General features: G+C 64.5%; 22 protein-coding genes. 7 read left to right on the forward strand and 15 right to left on the reverse strand.

What is annotated here, in order from left to right:
* Positions 1 to 11: 11 nt before the first annotated feature.
* The gene (locus tag LJ737_RS07440) at positions 12 to 773 is read left to right on the forward strand and encodes a LytR/AlgR family response regulator transcription factor (protein ID WP_227764250.1); all 762 of its coding nucleotides are present in this window, start codon (positions 12 to 14) and stop codon (positions 771 to 773) included.
* Between the two features lie 9 nt (positions 774 to 782).
* Here the strand turns inward: LJ737_RS07440 and LJ737_RS07445 are convergent, their stop codons facing one another.
* From LJ737_RS07445 to LJ737_RS07485, 9 genes are all read right to left on the reverse strand, one after another.
* On the reverse strand, positions 783 to 1883 hold the full coding sequence (locus LJ737_RS07445; protein ID WP_227764252.1) for a CUB domain-containing protein: 1101 nt from the start codon (positions 1881 to 1883) through the stop codon (positions 783 to 785).
* Between the two features lie 212 nt (positions 1884 to 2095).
* A complete protein-coding gene (locus LJ737_RS07450; RefSeq protein WP_227764254.1) occupies positions 2096 to 2971 on the reverse strand; it encodes an aldo/keto reductase in 876 nt (291 codons plus the stop codon).
* 100 nt (positions 2972 to 3071) lie between these two features.
* The gene (locus LJ737_RS07455) at positions 3072 to 3488 is read right to left on the reverse strand and encodes a hypothetical protein (protein WP_227764255.1); all 417 of its coding nucleotides are present in this window, start codon (positions 3486 to 3488) and stop codon (positions 3072 to 3074) included.
* A gap of 107 nt (positions 3489 to 3595) precedes the next feature.
* Positions 3596 to 5380, reverse strand: coding sequence for a peptidoglycan D,D-transpeptidase FtsI family protein (locus tag LJ737_RS07460; RefSeq protein ID WP_227764257.1), 1785 nt, complete (start codon positions 5378 to 5380; stop codon positions 3596 to 3598).
* 141 nt (positions 5381 to 5521) lie between these two features.
* Entirely contained in the window at positions 5522 to 6721 is a 1200-nt protein-coding gene (locus LJ737_RS07465) for an MFS transporter (protein WP_227764259.1), read from the reverse strand.
* Between the two features lie 225 nt (positions 6722 to 6946).
* Positions 6947 to 8068, reverse strand: coding sequence for a hypothetical protein (locus LJ737_RS07470; protein WP_227764262.1), 1122 nt, complete (start codon positions 8066 to 8068; stop codon positions 6947 to 6949).
* Positions 8065 to 8700 (reverse strand): ABC transporter ATP-binding protein, encoded by a 636-nt coding sequence (locus tag LJ737_RS07475; RefSeq protein WP_227764264.1) that lies wholly within the window; start codon positions 8698 to 8700, stop codon positions 8065 to 8067. Before LJ737_RS07475 ends, LJ737_RS07470 begins: the two co-directional genes overlap by 4 nt.
* Before the next feature lie 365 nt (positions 8701 to 9065).
* Entirely contained in the window at positions 9066 to 9845 is a 780-nt protein-coding gene (locus LJ737_RS07480) for an SDR family NAD(P)-dependent oxidoreductase (protein WP_227764266.1), read from the reverse strand.
* 202 nt (positions 9846 to 10047) lie between these two features.
* Positions 10048 to 11121 (reverse strand): mandelate racemase/muconate lactonizing enzyme family protein, encoded by a 1074-nt coding sequence (locus LJ737_RS07485; protein WP_227764269.1) that lies wholly within the window; start codon positions 11119 to 11121, stop codon positions 10048 to 10050.
* A gap of 178 nt (positions 11122 to 11299) precedes the next feature.
* Between LJ737_RS07485 and LJ737_RS07490 the strand changes: the two genes are divergently transcribed.
* The 6 genes from LJ737_RS07490 (at position 11300) to LJ737_RS07515 (ending at position 15418) form a co-directional block, all read left to right on the forward strand.
* Positions 11300 to 12001 (forward strand): hypothetical protein, encoded by a 702-nt coding sequence (locus LJ737_RS07490; protein ID WP_227764272.1) that lies wholly within the window; start codon positions 11300 to 11302, stop codon positions 11999 to 12001.
* A 186-nt stretch (positions 12002 to 12187) separates the two neighbouring features.
* On the forward strand, positions 12188 to 12751 hold the full coding sequence (locus tag LJ737_RS07495) for a hypothetical protein (RefSeq protein WP_227764274.1): 564 nt from the start codon (positions 12188 to 12190) through the stop codon (positions 12749 to 12751).
* Between the two features lie 575 nt (positions 12752 to 13326).
* The gene (locus tag LJ737_RS07500) at positions 13327 to 13764 is read left to right on the forward strand and encodes a hypothetical protein (protein WP_227764275.1); all 438 of its coding nucleotides are present in this window, start codon (positions 13327 to 13329) and stop codon (positions 13762 to 13764) included.
* Between the two features lie 189 nt (positions 13765 to 13953).
* The gene (locus LJ737_RS07505) at positions 13954 to 14622 is read left to right on the forward strand and encodes a hypothetical protein (RefSeq protein ID WP_227764277.1); all 669 of its coding nucleotides are present in this window, start codon (positions 13954 to 13956) and stop codon (positions 14620 to 14622) included.
* 27 nt (positions 14623 to 14649) lie between these two features.
* Positions 14650 to 14865, forward strand: coding sequence for a hypothetical protein (locus LJ737_RS07510; protein WP_227764280.1), 216 nt, complete (start codon positions 14650 to 14652; stop codon positions 14863 to 14865).
* 55 nt (positions 14866 to 14920) lie between these two features.
* Positions 14921 to 15418 carry a hypothetical protein gene (locus tag LJ737_RS07515; RefSeq protein ID WP_227764282.1) on the forward strand — a complete coding sequence of 166 codons (498 nt, stop codon included), beginning with the start codon at positions 14921 to 14923 and terminating at the stop codon, positions 15416 to 15418.
* 351 nt (positions 15419 to 15769) lie between these two features.
* On the opposite strand, the gene LJ737_RS07520 is transcribed toward LJ737_RS07515, so the two are convergent.
* From LJ737_RS07520 to LJ737_RS07545, 6 genes are all read right to left on the reverse strand, one after another.
* The gene (locus LJ737_RS07520; RefSeq protein ID WP_227764283.1) at positions 15770 to 16447 is read right to left on the reverse strand and encodes a hypothetical protein; all 678 of its coding nucleotides are present in this window, start codon (positions 16445 to 16447) and stop codon (positions 15770 to 15772) included.
* 287 nt (positions 16448 to 16734) lie between these two features.
* Positions 16735 to 17787: a bifunctional transcriptional activator/DNA repair enzyme AdaA gene (locus LJ737_RS07525; protein ID WP_227764286.1), complete on the reverse strand. Its 1053-nt coding sequence runs from the start codon at positions 17785 to 17787 to the stop codon at positions 16735 to 16737.
* Positions 17787 to 18563: an isocitrate lyase/PEP mutase family protein gene (locus tag LJ737_RS07530; RefSeq protein WP_227764287.1), complete on the reverse strand. Its 777-nt coding sequence runs from the start codon at positions 18561 to 18563 to the stop codon at positions 17787 to 17789. The genes LJ737_RS07525 and LJ737_RS07530 overlap by 1 nt, the downstream gene beginning before the upstream one ends.
* A 272-nt stretch (positions 18564 to 18835) precedes the next feature.
* On the reverse strand, positions 18836 to 19615 hold the full coding sequence (locus tag LJ737_RS07535) for an MBL fold metallo-hydrolase (protein WP_227764290.1): 780 nt from the start codon (positions 19613 to 19615) through the stop codon (positions 18836 to 18838).
* A gap of 196 nt (positions 19616 to 19811) precedes the next feature.
* Positions 19812 to 20168, reverse strand: a complete 357-nt coding sequence (locus LJ737_RS07540; RefSeq protein ID WP_227764292.1) for a hypothetical protein — start codon at positions 20166 to 20168, stop codon at positions 19812 to 19814.
* Positions 20169 to 20304: 136 nt separating this feature from the next.
* The gene (locus tag LJ737_RS07545) at positions 20305 to 21096 is read right to left on the reverse strand and encodes a hypothetical protein (protein WP_227764295.1); all 792 of its coding nucleotides are present in this window, start codon (positions 21094 to 21096) and stop codon (positions 20305 to 20307) included.
* Positions 21097 to 21142: the final 46 nt, after the last annotated feature.

Below are 21142 nucleotides of genomic sequence, written 5' to 3' on the forward strand. Positions count from 1 at the left end.
CTTTGCCGCCCATGATTCGCTGCGTAGTTATCGACGACGAGCCGCCGGCTCTGGCTATTCTGGCCGACTACATCGGGCAGGTGCCGTTTCTGAAGCTGGCTGGTACCACCACCGACCCTATCGAGGGCCTGACCTGGGTGCAGCAGGGCCGCGCCGACCTCGTCTTCCTCGACATTCAGATGCCGCGCCTCACCGGCCTGCAGTTTCTGCGCCTGGCCGGCCCGCGCTGCCGCGTCATCCTCACCACGGCGTACCCCGAGTATGCCCTCGACGGTTTCGAAAACGACGTGGTGGATTACCTGCTCAAGCCCATCAGCTTCGAGCGGTTTTTGAAAGCCGCCCAGAAAGCCCTGGCGCTGCTGATGCCGGCGCCCGCCGCGGCCGCAGAGCTACCGGCGCCGCAGGTTCCTTCCGTGGCGCCAGCGGTACCTGCGGCGCCGGTGGCCGAATACCTGTTCGTGAAGGGCGACTCCAAAAACCGCTTTATACGCGTAGAGTACGCCGACATTCGCTACGTGGAAGGGCTCAACAACTACGTGGTGCTGCACCTCGCGGACCAGCGCCTCATTACCTACCAAACGCTCAAGGAGCTGACCGACACGCTGCCGCAGCCGCCGTTTCTGCGGGTGCACAAGTCCTTCATCGTCTCGCTCGACCACGTGCAGGCCATCGACGGGAACACGCTCTACGTGCACGACAAGATGATTCCCGTCAGCGACACCTACCGCGACGCCCTCTACCAGCTCGTGCGCGGCGGCCGGGGCGGGCGGTAGCCGGCCGGCTCACATCGGGCGCCAGCCGCCGTTGAGGAAGATAAAGCGGGCAATGGCGTTCGGGGCCACGGTCGTCGTGCCCGTTGCGTGCGCCACCGGCAGCCCCTGCGAGTCGAAGTTGCCGAGCAGCAGGGTCTGGCCCTCCAGCGGCCCGGTCCAGCCCAGCGTGAGGGTGCCGTTGGCGCCGGCCGCCGCGTTGTCGGTGAAGTAGTGCACGGCCGACGTCACCGTGAGGGTGCTGGCGGCGGTGCTGGCCACGGCCGATGCCACGCTCAGGACCAGCGGCCCGGCGCTGAGCCGCAGGGCCGGCGTGCCGGCGCTGGCCGATACGTCGAGGCGGGCGGAGGGCGCGGCCACGCCCACGCCCACGTTGCCTGCGTTGTCGATGCGCACGCCCTCGTTGCCGCCGTCGCCCGAGAGCCAGTTGGCGTTGAGGCGCAGGTTCTGGGTGGCGGTGTGGTTGCCCAGGTTGTCGGCCGAGGAAGGCACCGTGACGGAGCCGCCCCCGCTCAGGCTGATGGTCGAGCCCGTGATGCTGAGCTGCTGCGCGGCCGCGGCGGTGGTTTGCACGGTGTTGTCGGGGAAGCGGAAGCCGCCCGCGTTGCTGAACACCTGCCCGGCCACTTCCAGCGCCTGCGTGGGGGCCGTGGTACCAATGCCCACCCGGGGCGGCGGCAGGGTGCAGGCTACCGTGGCCGACCAACCGGGGTACTGCACGATGGAGTCGGAGAAGAAAGTCAGGGTCAGGCTGCCATCGGCGCTGGTGGAGGTGAACGTGCCCGCCACGGTGCCGGTGAACGTGCCCAGCGAAGGCGCGCTGGCGCTGTTGCCGTTGTACACGGTCAAAAAGTCGTAGCCGCCCTCGATGTAGGTAGATGGAATGGTGATGGTGACCTTCGCGCCGGGGGTAGCCGGGTAGATGATGATGGTCGCGTTTTGGTCGGGCGGGTACAGGCCTCCGCTACTGGTATTGGTGATGAGGCCGTTGCAGGTGGTGATGGTGGCGCTGCTCGTCCCGGCGGGCACGGCGTAGGTGGTTTGGGCCCGCGCGGAGCCGGCAGCCAAGCCCAGCAGCACGGCGGGCAGGCAGGTGAGTAAGCAGGTTTTCATGCTGATGGCGGAGGGAAGCAGAACCAGTTCAGCCCCGTGTGGGCAGGGTCGAAGGGGGTTAATATTACGGGTTGGTAATATTACTGACAAGCTTCCAATACCCCGCGGCAATCCAGCCGTTTGTCAACGATTTCAGCTGTTTACAACGAGAGCGGGCAGCCGGTACGTCCGGCTGCCCGCAGCTTGGTTGGCGAAGTCACTCCTTGAGCGCCTCAGCCCAGGTAGGCCATTTCCTCGGCGCTCAGCTCAATATCCGTGGCCGCCAGGTTTTCGCGCAGGTGCGCCAGCGAGGAAGTGCCCGGAATGGGCAGTAGCCAGGGCGAGTGGTGCAGCAGCCAGGCAATGTTGAGTTGGGCGGGCGTGGCCGCGTGCCGGCGGGCTATTTCGGCCACCTTGTCGAGCTGCTTGGGCAAGGCGTGCAGCAGCGAGAAGAACGGAACCAGTGGAATCTGGTGCTGCTCGCAGAGGTGCAGCACTTCCTCGCCGCCGGGGTTGGAGCCGTGGGGCAGCTCCACGGTGGTGCGCTGGGCGTAGCTGAACATATTCTCCACCGAGGCCACCGGGCCCAGGCGCAGGCCTTCTTCCAGCTGTTCGGGCGTGACGTTGCTCAGCCCCACGTGCAGAATCTTGCCTTCCCGCTGCAGGTCGAACATGGCGCCGAGCTGCTCGGCCAGCGGCACCGGGCCGTGGCCCATCAGCCGCAGGTGCACCAGCTGCACCTGCTCCTGGCTCAAGGTGCGCAGGTTGTTGTCGATGCTCTGGCGCAGCTGCTCGGGCCGGTTGAAGGGCACCCAGCTTTTGTCCGGGCGGCGGGTGGCGCCCACTTTGGTGCAGATGACCAGGTCGTCGCGGTAAGGGTAAAGGGCCTCGCGGATGAGGCGGTTGGTGACGTCCTCGCCGTAGTAGTCGGCTGTGTCGAGGAAGTTCACGCCGCTTTCCACGGCGGTGCGCAGGATCTGCAGGGCCTCGGCGCGGTTGGCCGGCTCGCCCCAGATGTCGGGGCCGGTGAGGCGCATGGTGCCGTAGCCGAGGCGGTTGACGGTCAGGGGCCGGGCGGAATTCGGGGCGATGGTGATGGTTGCGGGCATGCAGTAGGAGTAAGGAATGAGGAACTACGCAGACCCAAGTCAAACCGCACCGGCCGGCAGAAGTTCGCAGCTTGCTACGAGAAGCGGACTGTGGCTGCGTCTACCATTCCAGTAAGTCGTTTTGCGCGTAGCGAATTTGCGGAGTGAGCCAGAACCGCCAGTCAAACGTCCCCATCGTGCCCACTGGTTGCCAGCTCTGGTTGTCAGGGTTTTGCATCTCAAATGTCCACTTGTACTCCCGCCCGGCCCGCGCGTAGGTTTTCAAGCGGCCCTGCGTCGACAAGCCGTAGCTCAGGTAATCCAGCAACTCGTTTTTGCCATCGGCAGTGTTGTCGAAATGGAAGTGCCAGTTGCCGAAATACAGGGTGTGTTCCCGTTCGCCGGCTTGTACCACGATTGCGAAGCCCTGGGCATTGGCCGGATGAATAGCCAATTCATCGTCGCTTCTTACCGAAATTCTGACATGAGGACACTTGGCCCGGAGCGTGGTGGCAATGCGGTCAATCAGTTCGTGCATACTGCTAGTAAGTATAGCAAGCCTATCGTACCCGGCGACAACTCTTCGGAAGGTGACGGTCCGGTACTGGCAAGCGGCTGGCTGAGTAGCTAATCCGCGGCCGCCCGCTACTCGCTGCCGGCCTCGCGCCTAATGCGCTTTTCCCAGCGCTTCCGCTTCGGCGCAACGGAGCCGCGCAAGTACTTTTCCATCACCAGCACGGCGCAGGGCGCGGCGGCTTCGGCCCCGAAGCCGGCGTTTTCGAGGTACACGGCCACGGCAATTTTGGGCTTGTCGGCGGGCGCGAAGCCGATGAAGGCGGCGTGGTCGTCGCCCTCGTCGTTTTGCACGGTGCCGGTTTTGCCGGCCACGCTGATGCCCACGTCGGCCAGGCTGGACGAAGCGGCGGTGCCGCTGCGCATCACGGCCTGCATGCCCGGAATCAGCGCTTCGAAGTGCACGCTGTCGACCAGGGTGCGGTGCTTCACCCGAAAGCGCGGCAGCGGACCGCCTGCGCCGATGCCGCGCACCAGGTGGGGCGGGTAGTACCAGCCGCGGTTGGCAATGATGGCGGCTAGGTTGGCCATTTGCAGCCCGGTGAGGTTGATTTCGCCCTGGCCCAGGCTCAGCGAGTAAATGGAGCGGTACGTCCAGGCGCGGGTGCGGCGGGCCTTGTCGTAATAGGCCGGGGTGGGCAGAAAGCCGGGGGCTTCGCGGGGCAAATCCACGCCCAGCACGGCATCGAAGCCGAAGGAGCGCACGTAGCGCCGCCACTGGGCCAGGGTGGCGTGGCGGGCGGCCACGGTGTCGCCGGCCAGGGTGTCGGGCACGCAGTCGATGAGGCTCTGCATGACCCGGTAGAAGTACGGGTTGCAGCTGTACTTGAGGCCGTCCGTGAGGTTCTTGGCCGGGCGGTGCCCGTGCACGCAGCTCACCAAAGACTGGTCGCAGGGAAAGGCGCTGGCGGGCGTAATGGCCTCCAGCTGCAGAGCCACGGCGGCATTCACCAACTTAAACACCGAGCCGGGCGGGTTGGCCAGCATGGCCGGGCGGTTGAGCAAGGGCAGGTCCTGGCTTTCGAGCAGCTCGGTCCGCACGCCGGCCTTGTCGGGGGCCGTGATGGTGCTGGCCGGGTACACCGGCGCCGATACGTAGGCGAGGATTTCGCCGGTTTTCGGGTCCAGGGCCACGAGGTAGCCGCGGCGGTTGCCCAGCAGCTTTTCGGCGTAGGTCTGCAGCTTCGCGTCGATGGTCAGGTGCAGGTCCTGGCCTTGCTGAAAAAGCGTGTCCTTGGCCCAGCTGCCGTGCTGCCGGCCCTGGGCATCGACGAGCGGGTGCTGGTAGCCGCGGTGCCCGCTGAGCAGCCCGTTGTAGTAGCTTTCCACGCCGCCGTTGCGCAGGCGGTAGAAGCGCCCGCGCTGGGTGCGCCGGGCTTGGCCGAGGAAGGGCTGGGCTTCGGCGTACATGTAGCCGAGCAGCGGCGCGCCGGCGGCCGTGGTGTAGGTGCGGCGGGGGCGCTCCGTCAAGGTCAGCTTCGGCACGGTCTGGCTGCTGTCCTGGCGCACCCGCTCGACTTCCGCGCGGGTGAGGCTGAGCTGCACGGGGTAGGCCGCGCCCCAGCGGTAGGCCGGCACGGCGTCCTTGATGCGCTGGCGCACGGTGGTGGAGTCCCAGCCGAGCAATTCGCCGAGCTTGAGCGTGTCGAGCAGGCGCGGCAGCTTCAGCAGGAACTGCGGGCGGGTGGCCACCAGCACCGAGTCGTGGCGGTCGAGGATGCGGCCGCGCTCGGGCACCTCGGGCAGCAGCACGCGGCGGGCAGTATAGCGGATGCGCACGTCGCCCGAGTCGGCGCCGGGGGCGCCGGCGGGTCGGTCGGGCGAGGAGCAGGCAGTTAGACCTAGAAAAAGTGCCAATAGGCTCCGTTTACAACGATTGGTAGCCGTGCGCATACCGGCAAAGCTAGGCAATTGGCCCGGGAAGGAGCGCCGCCATTCGCCCAAGCCGGCCCGCCACCGGCTGAACCCTGCAGAATCCTTGTCCGCCGTGGCTGCTGGCTACCGCGGGGCCGAAGCGGCGCGCTGCGTATGACCGAGCTGGGCCAACAGCCCCAGCAACGGCCCCGCGGTCAGTCCGACCAGCAGGTAGGTCGTCGGTACCCGGCCCGCCAGCCAGCCGGTAACCTGAATGCTGACGATGGTAAGGGCAAAGCCCAGGCAGTTGACGATGGTCAGGGCCGTGCCGCGGGTGGCGTCGGGCGCATTCTGGGCTACCAGGCTGGAAAACATGGGCGAATCGGCCACGACGACTAGCCCCCAGAACAGCAGAAACCCCAGCAGCACCGCCGCCGAGGCACTGCTCAGCACCCAAGGCGACACCAAACAGCACAGGCCCGACAAGGCCAGCGCCGTGAGGGCCAGGCGGCGCGGGGCCACCCGCCGGGACAGCAGCCCGCTGCCCACGCAGGCCACTGCGCCCGCCCCAATCAGTCCGAATGACCACCCTGCCACCGGCAACGCAGCCCCGGGATGCGCTTGGTTGTAACTGGTGAGCAGTAGCGGCACAAAGGCCCAGAAGGTGTACAGCTCCCACATGTGCCCGAAGTAGCCGAAGGCCGCCGCCCGGAAGCCGGGGAGCCGAAATCCGCTCAGAAACGCCGTCAGGTGCAGGCCTTGGCCGGCGCGGCGGTAGGGGCCATCGGGTACCAGTTGCCAGAGGGCCAGCCCGCCGAGCGTGGCCAGGGCGGAGGTAGCCCCGGGCACGAGCTGCCACGGCAACCGCACGGCGCCGCTCTTGAGCAGGTGCGGAAACGCCGTGCCCAGCACCAGCGCCCCCACCAGAAAGCCCAGCCACTTGCCCAGGCCGGCGGGGGCGTAGTCGGCGGCTATTTTCATGCCCACGGGGTAGATGCCGGCCAGGAAAAAGCCCGTCAGAAACCGGCACACCAGCAGATTGCCGGCCGCGGGCAGCAGCAAGCCCAGGTTGCACGCGGCGGCCGCCAGGGCGCAGAGGCCGAATACCCGGGAGGGCGAAAACCGGTCGGCCACGGCCAGCAGGGCAAACGTGAGCGTGCCGGTGATAAAGCCCAGCTGCACGGCGCTGGTCAGGTGGGCCACAAAGGCGGCCGGCTGCTGCAGGCGGGCCGCCAGGTCGGGGGCAATGGCATTGCCGGCAAACCAGAGCGAGGTGCAGCAGAACTGGGCCAGCACGATGACAGGCAGGGTACGGGACGGGGTGGGAGCGGAAACCCGGAGCATGGACGGGAGCGGGGAAGCTTGGAAGTGGCTCAAGGTAGCACCAGGTCCCGCAGGGGCGCACAGCCACGGCGTCGTATCAGGCTGGCGTCAGGTTCTGCGGGGAAATGCAGAGACACATTGTTGCGTCTTCACGTTGAATGGTAACGCCCACGCGGCGCGGCCGGCGAGACGCAACGGTGCGTCACTACATCGGGACCGATGCGCACGAAAAGCGCAGGCCGATAATCAGTCGGCAAAGGAGCGGCGGTGCAGCAGGCCCCAAGCGCTCAGCCCGCCGCCCACGACGAGCAGCAGGGTCAGGTTAAACATATCGGCAAGCAGCAGCAGCAGGAACAGCCCAAACAGCAGCCGCAAGTAGGTTTTCATGCGCAGCCCGACGCGGTACAGCAGGGCCCGAAACAGCAGCGTGGTGCTCAGCAGCAGCAGCCCGCCGACCAGGGCGGGGCCGGGCGGTACCGCCACCGCCAGCCAAATCAGCTCGGGCGCCAGCAGCAGGCCGTACAGGGCGGCTTGCTGGCCCAGCACCTGCCCGGAATGGTAGGGGAAATTGCGGGCGAAGCGCAGGTAGGTGTCCTCGAACTCGTGGGATTGGTACAGCAGCACCGCGTGAACCAGGGCCGCCCACAGGCCCAGCAGGCCGACGAGGCGCAGGTTGGTGTGCCCATCGGGGAAGACGCGCAGAATAAGCGTGAGGCTGAGCAGGGACAGCAGCTTGGTAACGCCCAGGGCTACGCGGCGGCGAATGAGCAGCTCGTACAGAAACAAGCTGAACAGGGGCTTGGGCCAACGCCGCAGCCAGCCGGTCCGGGCCGCGGCGCTTGGCTCGTCGATGGGGCGGTTGAGCAGGCGCACGCAGTAGCCGGCCCCGCCCCCGATCAGGCCAGCCAGGATGCCCGGAATGAGCAGGGGCACCAGCCAGTAGCCGTACCGCACCCCGACCAAGCCGGCGTAGGTGCCCAGTACGATGATGGGCAGCGAGGTGACCACCTGCACCACGGCCCAGGCCCGCAGCTGCCGCGCCGCGGGCAGGGCGGTGGTGCTGTAGCGCAGAAAGTGCACCTCGGGCTCCCGGAGCCGGCGGGCGGCATACTGCCAGGTTTTGAGGCTGTAGAAGAGAAAGACGCCCAGCAGCGCGGCCGTGCCCAGCGGGTGGCTCACCGAGGCCCGCGCCAGCCGCAGGGCGGTGGCCAGAATTTGCGCGGGCGTGAGGTGGGTCTGGTTAAGGACGTTGGTGTAAAAGAAGCTGCTGAACAGGAAGACGAATAGGCCGAACAGCAGCCCGGTGTGCTCCCGGTAAAACGGCTTGGCGACCAAGCGGACGAGCAGGCGCGGCAGGGAGTTGCTCATGCGGGCAGGCGCAGGGTGGCGTGCTCCAGGATGATTTCGCGCACGCCGGGCAGGCGGCCGCCCGCAAAGGCGTGGTGCGAGGACAGCAAAAAGGTGGTGCCGTGCTGCGCGTGCTGCGCAGCAATCCAGTCGTAGAGGATGGGCAGCGACGCCGCGTCGAGGGTGGTGAGGGGCTCGTCGAGCAGGATGCAGGCGGGACGGCCGAGAAAGGCCAGCAGCAGGGAGAGTTTCTTCACCATACCGCTCGAATAGGTGCCGATGGGCTCATGCAAGTACTCTGCCATGCCCATGCTCGTCACGTAGGGCTGCTCCTGCCCAGAGGGGGCGCCCTTGGCGGTTTTGAACAGCTGAATCAGCTCGTGGCCGGTGAGAAACTCGGGGAACAACGGCTCGGCCTCGGCGAAGTTGACGGCGCGGCGGTAGGCGGCGGGCTGCTGGCGCAAGGTCAGGTGCCCGTTCAGCGTCACCTCGCCCTCGCAGGCAATGATGCCGGCCAGGGCTTGCAGCAGGGTGCTCTTGCCCGCGCCGTTGCTGCCGCGCAGCCAGTAGATGCCCGGCGGAATGCGTAGCTCGTCGACGGTGAGGACCGGGTGCCCGGCGTAGGCTTTGCGGAAACGATGGAGGTGTAACATGCAGTGGCAAGCTCAGCGGTTGGCGCTTGGGCCGCCGCGCCGCTTAACGATGCAAAGCCGGATTATATGATAACGGCGCGGGGCGGGCGCGCAGGCCCGGCCCGCGGGTAGGAGTGGGGAGAGGTCGGGCCGCCAGATGTATAGGCCGTCATGCTGAGCCCCGCGAAGCATTTCTACCGAACAACGAAGCGGTAGAGATGCTTCGCGGGGCTCAGCATGACGTTCTTTATTTATTGCTGACTATGCAGCCTAAGAGGCACGAAATTCCAGCTGCTCCCGCGCCGCTCAAACGGTTTCGGGCGGGGATGAAGGCGGCTACAAACGCTGGTTCGGCGAAGCCCGGCATCCGGCCCGCCCGCGCCGGCTCAGAACCCGAAGGCCAGGGCCCCGCCGTCGACGCTGAAGTCCTGGCCGGTGATGTAGCTGGCCCCCGGCCCGGCCAGGAAGCACACCAGGGCCGACAGCTCCTCGGGGCGGCCGAAGCGGTGCAGGGGCATGCGCTGCAGGATTTTCTGGCGGCGGTCGGCGTCCATCACCTGCTGGCTCATCTCCGACGGAAACCAGCCCGGCGACACGGAGTTGACCAGCACGTTATCCTGGCTCCACTCTACGGCCAGGCCCCGGGTGATGCCCAGCACCGCCGACTTGCTGGAGCTGTAGGGCACCACCTCGGCAAAGCCCAGGTAGGAGGCCATCGAGGCCACGTTGATGATGCGGCCGATGTGCCGGGACTCGCGCAGGTAGGGGAAGGCGGCGCGGCAGCAGCGGAACACGCTGGTCACGTTCACCGCGTGAATGGCTTCCCACTCGGCCGTGGTCAGGGCCTCGGCCCGCTTGCGCTGGGTGATGCCGGCGTTGTTGACCAGCACGTCGATGCCCCCGCCGGCGCCGATGTCGTCGAACACGCGCTGTACGGCGGCTTCGTCGGTCACGTCGAGGGGCAGGAAGGTGATATTAGCGGGCACCGGGCCGGGGTGCTCCACCTTGATGCGGCCGGAGCGGCTCAGGGCGAAGACCTCGGCGCCGCACTCCGCCAGCGTTATGGCCTGGTCGAGGCCCAGGCCGCTGGAGGCGCCGGTGACGATGACGCGCTTGCCGGCCAGGGAAAACAGCGCGCGGAGCTTGGAATCGGGATTGGGCTGCATGGGGTGGAGCTGCTAGGTCGACTGGGGCTAGGTGCCGATTGATTATAAAGCTGTCTAGGAAATTCGTTGCACGTCATGTCGAGCTGGTCGAGACATCTCGCTCGATAGTATCCTTCTCTTCAAAAGGAAGGACTACTCGTGGCCGTCAGCACGCGAGATGTCTCGACCAGCTCGACATGACACTCCCTAACCAGGTTCTACGCTAGATTTCGGTGAGCACGGCGTCCTTGAAGCCGAAGCCCCAGCCCGGCCGGTCGTGGGGGCGGGCCAGGCCGTTGACAATCTGCAGGGGGTGGTCGATGAGCGGGTCAATCCAGTCGAAACTCTCGGCACCGGCCCCGTTCGGGATGGTGCAGAGCAGGGGAATGTCGTAGTCCTTGTAGTAGTGGGGCAGCACCGGGATGTTGAAGGCGCCGGCCAGGGCGGCGCTGTTGCGCCAGGCTTCCACCCCGCCCAGGCGCAGGATGTCGGGCTGCCAGATGTCGATGGCGTTGCGCGTGAGCAGCTCGCGCAGGGGCAGGGTGGAGTATTCCCGCTCGCCCATGGCCAGCGAGATGCCCGCCTGGTTGCGCAAGAGCGCGTAGCCTTGGTAGTCGTCGTGCGGAATGGGCTCCTCGAACCACTGGATGTGCAGCTCGCGGGCGGCGCGGGCCAGGGCCAGGGCGTTGGGCACGGTCATCCCCTGGTTGGCGTCCATCATGATGCCGATGTCATTGCCGACGGCCTCGCGCACCAGCCGCAGCCGCTCCAAGTCCTCGCGCCAGTCGGGCTTGCCCACTTTGATTTTGACGGCCTGGAAGCCCCGGGCCTTGTAGCCGCTGACTTCGGCAATGAGCTCCTCCACGGAGTAGGAAATCCAGCCGCCGCTGCCGTAGATGGGCACTTCGGTGCGGGAGGTGCCGAGGATTTTCCAGATGGGCTGGCCTAGGGTTTTGCCCCAGGCGTCCCACATGGCAATGTTGTAGGCGGCCTGGGCCCAGCGGTTGATGCCTTCGTGGCCGAAGTACTCGTTGGCGTGGTTGAGCCGCTCGAACACCGCCACCGTCTCCGACACCTCAGCCCCGCGCACCATTTCGCCCACGTCCTGCATGGCCCCGGCAATGGCGCGGGGGCTGTACTGGAAGCTGAGCAGGTAGGACTCGCCCACCACGCCGGTTTCGGTGGTGATGCGCAGCACCAAAAAAGATATTTCCGTCAGGGTGTGGGTGGCGTCGGCAATGGGCTGGGTTAGCTGGGCCTTGGCGGTGTACACGCCGTAGCTCTTGATGCGGTTCATGCGGGGGCGGGGTAGGGTGGAAGGGGCGCCGCCGGGAGTCGGGCGGCCGTGTGGTGAATGGCGGCGGCAAAGTAGCGGCGCCCGGCGGCGGGGGTGTCCTGTAGTGTCGGGTGGGGCGGCGGGCTACGGGGCGTGGGGATGCTGGCTGCTACCGGCTACTTTTAGCGCCAAACTTCCAGTGATGATTCCTTACTACGAACCATTTCCAAAGCTTATTGAACGCCTGGCCGCCGCGCCCCACATCGAGTTGCTGCAACGGAGGTTCGACTTTCCGCTTGAATCGGCGCATGATCTAACAGACACGGCGCAGTTCGTAGAAGAAAAGTTTGGCTTCGCGCTGCCGGAGCAGGAATGGCCGTTGGCGTTCATGCCCGCTGAGATGGACATTGCCTGGATCAGTCGGCCGGACGCTCCCTTGCCGCCGGACTGTGAACAACTCACGGGCTGCATCAGCTTGGTCAACTTCACGGTGTCCTTCGATGATTGGGACTACCACCTGGACCGGATCAACCCGAACCACGCGCCGTTTGCCCACTGCTCGTACTTCGAGACGGGCGGGGCCGAGGACTTCGACTACCGCACGTTCCTGCACTTCGTCCGGGGCCAGGGCCAGGCGCCCGACGTGCGCCTCTTCGACCGCCCCGACGTGCTGCCGCTCACCCTCTCGATGGGCGAATACGTGCAGGCGGCCCTGGCCTGGCACGGAGCCTACGGCTGGCAGCTGCTGTACCTGCCGCTAGACGTGTTTCGGGCCCTGCCCTGGGTTACGCGCCAGAAAGCCTACCAGCTGGCCAAAGTCCTGCCTGCCCTGTTCCCCGACGCCGACTGGTCCGTCATCGATACCCGGCGCGCTTACTTCGATACCGACCCCGAACGGTAGCCTTGCCTGCGGGCCCCTTTCATCTGTGCTAAAATTCCGATGCGCGCTTCTTACCCCGAGCAGTTTCAAGCCCTGATTCAAAGCCTCGCCCACAACCCACAGGTACGCCTGCTGCGACAAGAGTTATCAACGGGTACAAGGACCGACGCTTACATTCGACAGTACCAAGAGGCATTCGTTGACCATATGGGCTTTGATGCCGGGTTCGAGGTGTATAAGCTGTTTCTGGCCACGCCATCCACGGACGTGTGCTGGACCACGGGCGCGGACACGGCCCTGCCCGACGGCGGGCCCGAGCTGATGGGCTGCATCAGTCTGCTGAGCCTGAGCAAGAGCCTGAACGATTCGGCTTACCGGCTAGACGAGCTGAACCCGTCGGCGGAGTTTGCCCACGCCTCCTTTTTCGAGACGGGCGGGGCCGAGGACGCGGGCCTGCGCACGCTGCTGCGCTACGAGCGGGACCACAAGAAGCTGCTGGGCCTGGCCGTCTTCGACCGCCCGGACGTGCGCCCGCTGACCATCGGCATCGACGCGTACGTGCAGGCGGCGCTGGCCTGGCGCGGGGCCTACGGCTGGCAGTTGCTGTACCTGCCCTTGGCGGAGTTTCGGGCCCTGCCGCTGCCCACCCGCCGCCACGCCTACCGCCTGCCCCGGCTGCTGCCCGCCCTTTTCCCCGACGCCGACTGGAGCATCATTCACACCAAGCAGGCCTACTTCAATACCGAACCGGCGCTTCCGGCAGAGGGATGAGCCGTCGCGCTGACAACCCACGCCCGCCGCTGCCCGTCGCCGGAGCCTCCTGTAGTGTCGGGTGGGGCGGCTGGGGCGGTATGGGCGGGCCGCTGGCAGGGCGCGTGGGGCGGCTGGGAAACCGGGCGGCGGTGGCGCGGGGCCGGCCTGCTGCTGTTGGCGCCAGGGGGAGCAGCTTTAAATCCGTAGGAACGTTCACGCGCATCGTCCTGGCTTTACCGCCACTAGCTCGAAAGAACTGGCCATATTGGCCCAGACTGGCAAAGAGCCCGGTCAGAAATTGCCCATATAAGCCCCATTAGATGTACCCTTACCACAAGCGGTTTCAGGCGCTGATTGAGCAGTTGGTTGCTAACCCCAGCATCCAAGTGCTTCACCAGCAGTTTTCCCCCTCCCTCAGGTCACCGGAAGCAGTGGCTGGCATGGCTCATCATGTGGAGAAGGAGTATGGCTTTCTGCTACCAGAGGAAGATTGGGAACTGTACTACATGCCTAGCGCTACGGACATTGCTTGGCTGACCCGGCCCGAAATAGCACTATTGCACACCAACGAACGGCCCTCTGGTTGCTTGAGTATGCTTAACCTGACGGTGTCTTTGTACGAACCGGAGTTTCACCTCTACAACTCCAATCCGGGTTATGAGGACTTTGTGGGCTGTTCGTACCTGGAAACGGGTGGAGCCGAAAGCTGGGATTATCGCTCATTCCTGCGCTACGACCAGATTCAGCGCCACCTGCTGCGGGTGGCGCTGTTTGATCGGCCCGACGTACTGCCGATGACTACCACCCTGGGCGAATACATGCGTGCTGCCTTGGACTGGCACGGGGCCTACGGCTGGCAGCTGCTCTACCTGCCGCTGGACGAGTTTCGGGCCCTGCCCTGGGTCACGCGCCAGAAAGCCTACCAGCTGGCCAAAGCCCTGCCCGTCCTGTTCCCCGCCGCCGACTGGTCCGTCATCGAGACCAAACGCGCCTACTTCGATACCGAACGGACGCTTCCAGGAGAGGCCTGAGCCGCTGCGCGGGCAGGTCGTGCCCACGGCGCATTAATCAGTTATTCCCTCATTCCCCCGCCTGTCATGGCCCTGAACTATTGCCTGACCCTGCCCGAAGTCGGTATTGCCTGCGGCGACTATTTCTTGTTCTAACCCCTCCTTCCCATCTGTTCAATGCCTTCCCAATACTACCCCGTTCTGCGGCTTATGGCTGCTGGCATAGAAAAGCATTTTCAGCCCGTACCGCCGTTGCAATACGCGCCGCCGACGAAGCGGGAGCTGGCCAAGATGGAGCACCTGGACTGGGTGCCGGCATCGATCCTGAACTTCAGCCAGGAGTTCAACGGCTTTCGCGTCCGCTGGACTACGACGGCCGAGCAGCAGGCGCGCTACACGGAGCGGGCGCAGCGGGGGCTGCGCCAGGCGCGCGGGCGCATCGAGTTCAAGCGCCTGCAGGACATGTACGGCAGCTGGGAAGGCGTGGTGTACTTCGCCGACCAGCCGCTGGACAATGCGCGGCTGCGCGCCTTCAAGGTGGTGGATATGTTCAGCGACGAGGCCGCCGTGGGCCTGTTCCACGACGCGCAGCAGGAGGCCCAACTCTACCTGTGCGTGTTTGGCGAGGAGGAGCCCGCGCCGCTGGGCGTGGACTTCGAGGGCTACCTGCAGCTGCTGACCCTCACGCTGGGCCACGTCTACTGGCCCTACCTGCTGCGCGATGTGCACCAGCACTTCACCCTGCAGCCGGCTGAGCCCTACACCGCCCCCACCAACGCCAGCGCCCAGCAGTGCGCGGCCGAGCTCAGCGCCCTGCTGCCCGACTTCTCCCTCGATGCCTTTGTGGCCTGCTACGACCAGGTCCGCCTGCGCCGCTAGGTAACTTCCTAACTCCTTGCTTTCCCGATGTACGATTACGTCACCGCCATCAATCAAATCCTGGCGCGGCTGCGGGCCAATCCCCGCGTCGACCTTTCCTACCAAGACTTCGGGGTTGATCCGCTCAGCTTCGACCCGACGTGGCTGGAAGAGATGGACGAGTTCATGGCCGAGCTGTGCGGGGCGCCTTTCCCCTTGCCGGCCGAAGACCGGCAAGGGGAAAGGCGCCCCGCACGACTTTGACATTGCCTGGGAAAACACCCCGGACCAGCCCCTGGCCGGCGGCCTTCTTCCTCTCATGGGCGGGTGCCTGAACCTGCGCGGGCTGACCACGGCCTTTGCCGAACCTACCTACAAGCAGCTGAGCCGCCGCTACTCGCCCGCGTACATCGAGGACGTGCCGCTGCTGCGCATCGCCACACTCTTCGACTGCGGCTCGGTAGCCAACGTGACCAACTACCTGACCTACCTGCTCTACGACCCGGCTACGCCCCAGTACCAGGGCCTGGCCGTCGAATATGGCTCACGCATGCTGCCTCTCACGGTGGACATCGGCGCGTACGTGCGCGCCGGGCTGGCCTGGCACGGCGGCTGGGGCTGGCGCCTGCTCTACCTCTCGCTGAAGGACTTCTGCACCCTCGACGGCAGCGACCTGCTCACCCTCTACCAGCTCTACGACGGGCTGCCGGAGCTGTTTCCCGACGTGGACTGGTCCATCATCGACACCAAGAAGGCGTACTTCGCCATTGCCCGCCCGGCCGCCCTGCACTACCGCGCCCGGCAGCTTCGCCCCTAAGGCGGACCGCCGCGGGGCTGGTACGTCCCGGCGGCGCGGCCCGTAGTAGAGCGGCCGGTAGCGGCCCTGGGCACCGCGTACCTCGCGCCCCCGGCGTCAGCTGCGGGGCGCGGCCGTGGCTAGCCCCGCGGCGGCGATGGTGCGCCACTAGCAGCGGGCGACGCCGCTGGTCGGGGCGGGTTTGGCGTTTACTAGCTAGTCTGGCGCCCGGCTGCGACGCGCCCGATAACCTGATACGTCGGATCATCAACCAGGCGGCGCGGTCGACCTGCCACGCGGACGCGCGCCAGTGGAGGCCAGCGGGCGGGCAACGCAGACGCAACCAGGGTAACCGCTGGCAAGCCCAGCCGGTCAGCGTACGTAAATAGCGTAGTTGGTATTAGAGAGGCCGTAGCGCAGAAATAGGGTATCTTGGCGCCGGATGGGGTGATTGTACTGGTAGAAATCATCGAGCGAAGTGCCTACGATGGGCACGTCCGCTTCTTTAAAATAGGCTTTTACGCCCCCCACGTTTAGTTCCAGGTATTCGTGGCCGAAGGTTCGGAAATGAGGATTCCAAGGCTCGTCGGGGGTAACTGAGGAATTGCCCGGATAAATGTACAGGTGAAAGTGGACGTCTGAGTCAAAGTCATTTTCCGTGACTTGAAAGCCGACGGAACGCAGATTCGTGAGGCTCCGGTGGTCGTCGTAAAGCTCCCAGCTTCCCCGAACGGGTACAGGGCCATCCTCATCATTAAATGTTTGGTAATGCGTGACGGTGTCCGCCTCCGTAGGGTAAGGAAAGCGGTGACCGAACCGGGGGCCAAAAATCGAATCCGGTATTTTCTCTATCACCAGCTGTGGGTTGCTTAAAGCCGGAAATGGCTGCCAGGAGGGGTGACGGTCAACGGAAGGAATTTGGTACCCCAGGGAAAAGCACAACGCCACCCAACCGGCCGTCCCGGCCGCTAGTAGGCCTCCCGTCGTCTTCGGGTGTGCCGTGGCCCAGCGCAGCCCTGCAAGGACCCGTCGTATAATGCTTAGAATCATCAGGAGTGCCTTGCCGAATGAAACACATAGTCGTGCTGCAAGTAAGTGCACAACGGGGTACCTATTGCCGGTCCCGGGCTATAAGCTGCGGGCAAGGCTTGGCTCCGCCGAAGTATGGCCCCCGCTTCGTTGCGGGAGTTCCGGCGCCCCCCGGACGACTCCGAGCGGCGCGGTGCCGGTTGGCCGCTGCGGCGGCTGCTTGGGGCACGGCTTGCACGTCAGGGCTGGGCAGGTGAACCAGGCGGCGCTGCCCGTGCGCCCGAAAGGGCACCAAGTGGCGCCGAGGCCTACTGCGGGGTTTGCTCCAGTTCCAGCAGCCACTGCTTGCGCCACAGGCCCCCGCCGTAGCCCGTCAGCTGCCCGTCGGCCCCGACGACGCGGTGACAAGGGATGAGGATGGCCACGCGGTTGAGGCCGTTGGCGGCGGCTACCGCCCGCACCGCCGCCGGGCGGCCCAGGGCCTGGGCCTGCTGCCCGTACGAGCGCACCGCCCCGTAGGGAATCTGCCGCAACTCCTGCCATACAGCCTGCTGAAACGCGGTACCGGGCGTGTGCAGCGGCACCGTGAATGCCTGGCGCTGGCCCGCAAAGTATTCGGCTAGCTGGGTCCGCAGCAGCTCGAAGTGCGGACTGGCCCCGGGCACCACGGTAGCCCGCAGGCGGCGCGTCAGGTCGCGGAGCTCGGTTTCCAGCATGCGCCGGTCGGTAAACTCCAGCAGGCAGAGGCCCTGCTCGGTGGCACAGGCCAGCATGGTCCCGAGCGGGGTGTCGAGCCGGGTGAGGTGGAAAATCTGCTGCTCCCGGCTGCGCGATGGTGCGGCTCCGAACGTGGCCTTAAACGAGTCCTGAAACCCGCTCAGCGACTCAAACCCACTGTCAAAAGCTGCCGCCGTCACCGTGTCGCCGTCTTGCAGCCGCTTGAAGGCGTGGTTGAGGCGGGTGAGGCGCTGGTAGGCCTGGAAGGTGAGGCCGTGCTGGCGCACAAACCAGCGGCGCACCGTGGCCGGCTCCAGGCCGCGCTGGCGCAGGTCACCGTCGCTTATTCTGACGGTCGGCTGCTCGGACAGCTGCGCCAGCAGCGCCTGTAGCTGGGGCGGGGCGGCGTCGCGCGGGGTAAGCGGCGTGCACACCTTGCAAGCGCGGTAGCCGCGCTGCAAGGCTTCCTTCGGCGTCGCAAAGAACTCTACGTTTTCGGGCTTGGGCTTGCGGGCTGTGCAGGTGGGCCGGCAGAAGATGCCGGTGGTCTTCACGGCGGCCACAAAGCGGCCTTCGTAACCGGCATCTTTGGCTACGAGGGCCCGGTAGCACTCCGGGGCGGAAATGGGCAGCGGGGCAGGCATCAGGCAAATAAAGCGCAGAAGGATTGGTCGTTGCTGATTTGCTGGCTGAGCTGCTGTTGCCGCTGGCTCAGGGCTTCCAGCAAGAAGTTGCCCATGCTCAGGCGCCGCACGCCGGCCGCGGCCAGCGCCGCAAAGTCGGGGAGGGCGGGCAGGGCCATGAGGTTGACGGGCAAGGACGTGGCCTGGCAAAGGCGTTGGATGGCCGCCAGCTCCGTCAGGCCCGGCACAAACAGGCCGTCGGCGCCCGCCGCTTCGTAGAGGCGCAGGCGGTGCAGGGTAGCGGCCAGGGGCTGGGGCCCCGGGAGCAGGTAGGTATCGGTGCGCACGTTGAGGAACACGTCCACCCCGGCGGCCGTCAGCCCGGCGCGCACCGCGGCTAGGGTAGCGGCAAAGGCCTCGGGCGCCAGCAACTCCCGCCGCCCGGGCGCCGCCACGGAGTCCTCCAGGTTGATGCCGGCTACGCCCAGGGCCGCCAGCTCCCGAATGTGCTCCAGGATTTGGGCCGGCTCCCGGCTGTAGCCGCCTTCCATATCCACCGACACGGGCACCGTGGCCCCCGCGCAGATGCGGCCGACCAGGTAGCGCAGCTCAGCAAAAGGCAGCTGCTCACCGTCCGCGTAGCCCAGTACGCTGGCCATGGCCGCGCTGGAGGTGCCCACGGCCGCAGAGCCCTGCGCTTGGCACACGGCGGCGCTGCGGGCGTCCCATATGGTGGGCAGCACTAAAGGGCTGCGTTGGTAGTGCAAGGCGCGGAAGCGCTGATAGGGAGTTACCATCGTTCTTTTTTCGGCAAAGGACGAAGCCCCGCCGCCCCTCCGGCAACCGGAAAATCGACAAGCATTTTTGGGTGAAACAAAAAAGCGCCTGACGCTACGGAAGCATCAGGCGCTAATTGCAATGTTACTGGTTGGCTCCGAGCGGCCCGGTACCGGCTGGCCGCTGCGGCGGCTGGGGGAGGTGCATTCCACGTTAGGGGTGGGCGCGAGGCAGGGCTAAGCTCACGTCCGTACTGGGGCTTGGCAGGGCGCTCAGGCGCCCGCGGAGTTGCTTAGTTGGCCGCCGGGTACCAGTTGCGCAGCCGCACGTCAATCTTCTTGTTGGCCGCATTCACCGTTTTCTGGAAGCTGGCCACGTCGCTCAGGCCATTTTGCCCCCGGTAGTGATACGGATACACGATGCCCGGCTTGAAGGCCAGTACGCCCTGCGCGGCCTGCTGCACGTCCATGGTGTAGGGCAGGTTCATGCAGACGAAGGCCACGTCGATGTTCTGGAGGGCGCGCATCTCGGGCGTGTCTTCGGTGTCGCCGGAGAGGTACACGTTCTTGCCGCCCAGGCTGAGTACATAGCCGTTGCCCCGGCCTTTGGTGTGCATGGCGTCTTGGGCTTCGGGCAGGTTGTACATCGGAATGGCCGAAACCGTCATCCCCAGCGTATCGAGCTTCTGCCCGTTGCGCAGCACGCGGACCCGGGCTTTGTACTCGGCGGGCAGCTTAGCGGCCACAGCCGGGGGCACAATCATCAGGGCCTTGCCCACGGACAGCCCCGCAAGCGTCTGCGGGTCGAGGTGGTCGGGGTGAATGTCGGTAATGAGGACGACAACAGGGGCCGCCAGGCCGGCGTAGGCGGCGGCTCCGCCGTAGGGGTCCACGTAGATGGTCTTGCCGTTCCAAGTCAGTACCACGCTGCCGTGGGTGATGGGCTGCACCGTGAGCGGGCCTTTCTTGGTGGCAATCTGGTCGGCCGCCGCCCGCGGCGCGGGGGCAGTTTGAGCCGGCGCCTGCGTAGCAACCGCCGCCAGGGCCGCCGCGAGGATAAGGGTAGATTTCATCAGGTGTTTGTTGGTGGGTAAAAGGGACCGGGTTGCTAACCCGGGGCGGGGGCGAAAGTTCTGGGAAAGGGGTTTAGGAGAGAATGGAGGCGAATAGAAAACGCCGTCCGGACGACTCCGCGCGGCGCGGTACTGGCTGGCCGCTGCGGCAGCTAGGGGAGGCTGGGGCTTCTGCGTGGCCTAAGCGGCAACTACACTACCCTGGAATTGCTCCAGGTGAGCCTAGCAAATGAGTGATTATAAACTTGAGCGCTTCTGCATTTGGTTCTTCATACCAGTCACCGATTTCGGTTTGCATATCATCATTCCACAGGCAGATAACCTCGATGTCAGGGTCAAGCTGAATAGCAAATGCTTTTTCAGTCGTTTCGTAAGTGGCGTATACATCTTCTGTTTGATGCATCATTGAACGAAAGAATCTTAGGCAGTTGAATACGCTAGGTAGCTGGTTATTAATTAGCGGAAACAATCCAATGCCGAATCCTGAATATCTGTTCAGGACGTCTTGGTATTCCTCTTCTACAAAGGTTGAATTAGCAGGCAGTAGAGGCATAGGTGTAAGGTCGAGCAATTCTTTCTAATGAATACGCCGCCCGGACGACTTCGCGCGGCGCGGTACCGGCTGGCCGCTCGGGCGGCTTAGGGAGGCTGGAGCTTCTGTGAGGCATTGGATAGAACTCACCAAGCCTCTAATACACTATACGTGCCTGACTTACCTGCTTTTTAATGTTGGTAGGATCAGATGCATCTATTTCTACCTGATTAAACTTGTTTATTCCTTCGTGGCTATCAATTATTTCTTGGGAAACTAACCAGTAAAACCTTTTAGACTTATGGTTGTACTCAAATTGCACCTCAGCGACCGGGTTGATTTTTCTATTTGCTTTTTTAGCTATTTCTAAAACTCGACAAACAGTAAGAGTCGAGTCGATAGGCTTGTAATCTGCTTCCGCAGGAAAATTAAAAGGAGAAAGAATATTTCCCTGCTCGTCTGCTGCAATACCGATATTGTATACTGCCTCAGTATCTGCTTTAAATACATAAAAGAAGTAGTATTTGGATTTACACCTGCTCATATCGACAGCAGGACCCCTGTTGTCAAACTTCCTGATACTATCTGGATAGACTACATCAACGGACGAAAATTCTAAGTGTGAAAAGAAAGACTGACCTGCATATGCCTGTATCTGTTTCTCGATACGATTTTTTATCGGAAACACGGTATTAGATACCTGATGGATATCAATGGGATTTAATATGCTCCAAGATTTGGCAGTATCTCCATCGTATGCAAAGTGATAGGTAGGGCAGAAGTAGGTGTAATCATACGAATTGAAGTCGCCTCCATACTTTACTTTTTCTTCGTCAATACACTTGCTTATTGGTTTGACGTTTTTCTTCTGCGGAGGATCATTGACAGCAATTTTTGCTGAATCAGGCTGACAGTTGGCTAAAAAAAGTAAAAGAGCAAATGCTTTCATAGAACGCAAAAAACGGGTGCTACCTCTCACAAGGTAGCACCCGTTT

The organism is Hymenobacter sp. 15J16-1T3B (assembly GCF_020711235.1).
Classification (GTDB): Bacteria; Bacteroidota; Bacteroidia; order Cytophagales; family Hymenobacteraceae; genus Solirubrum.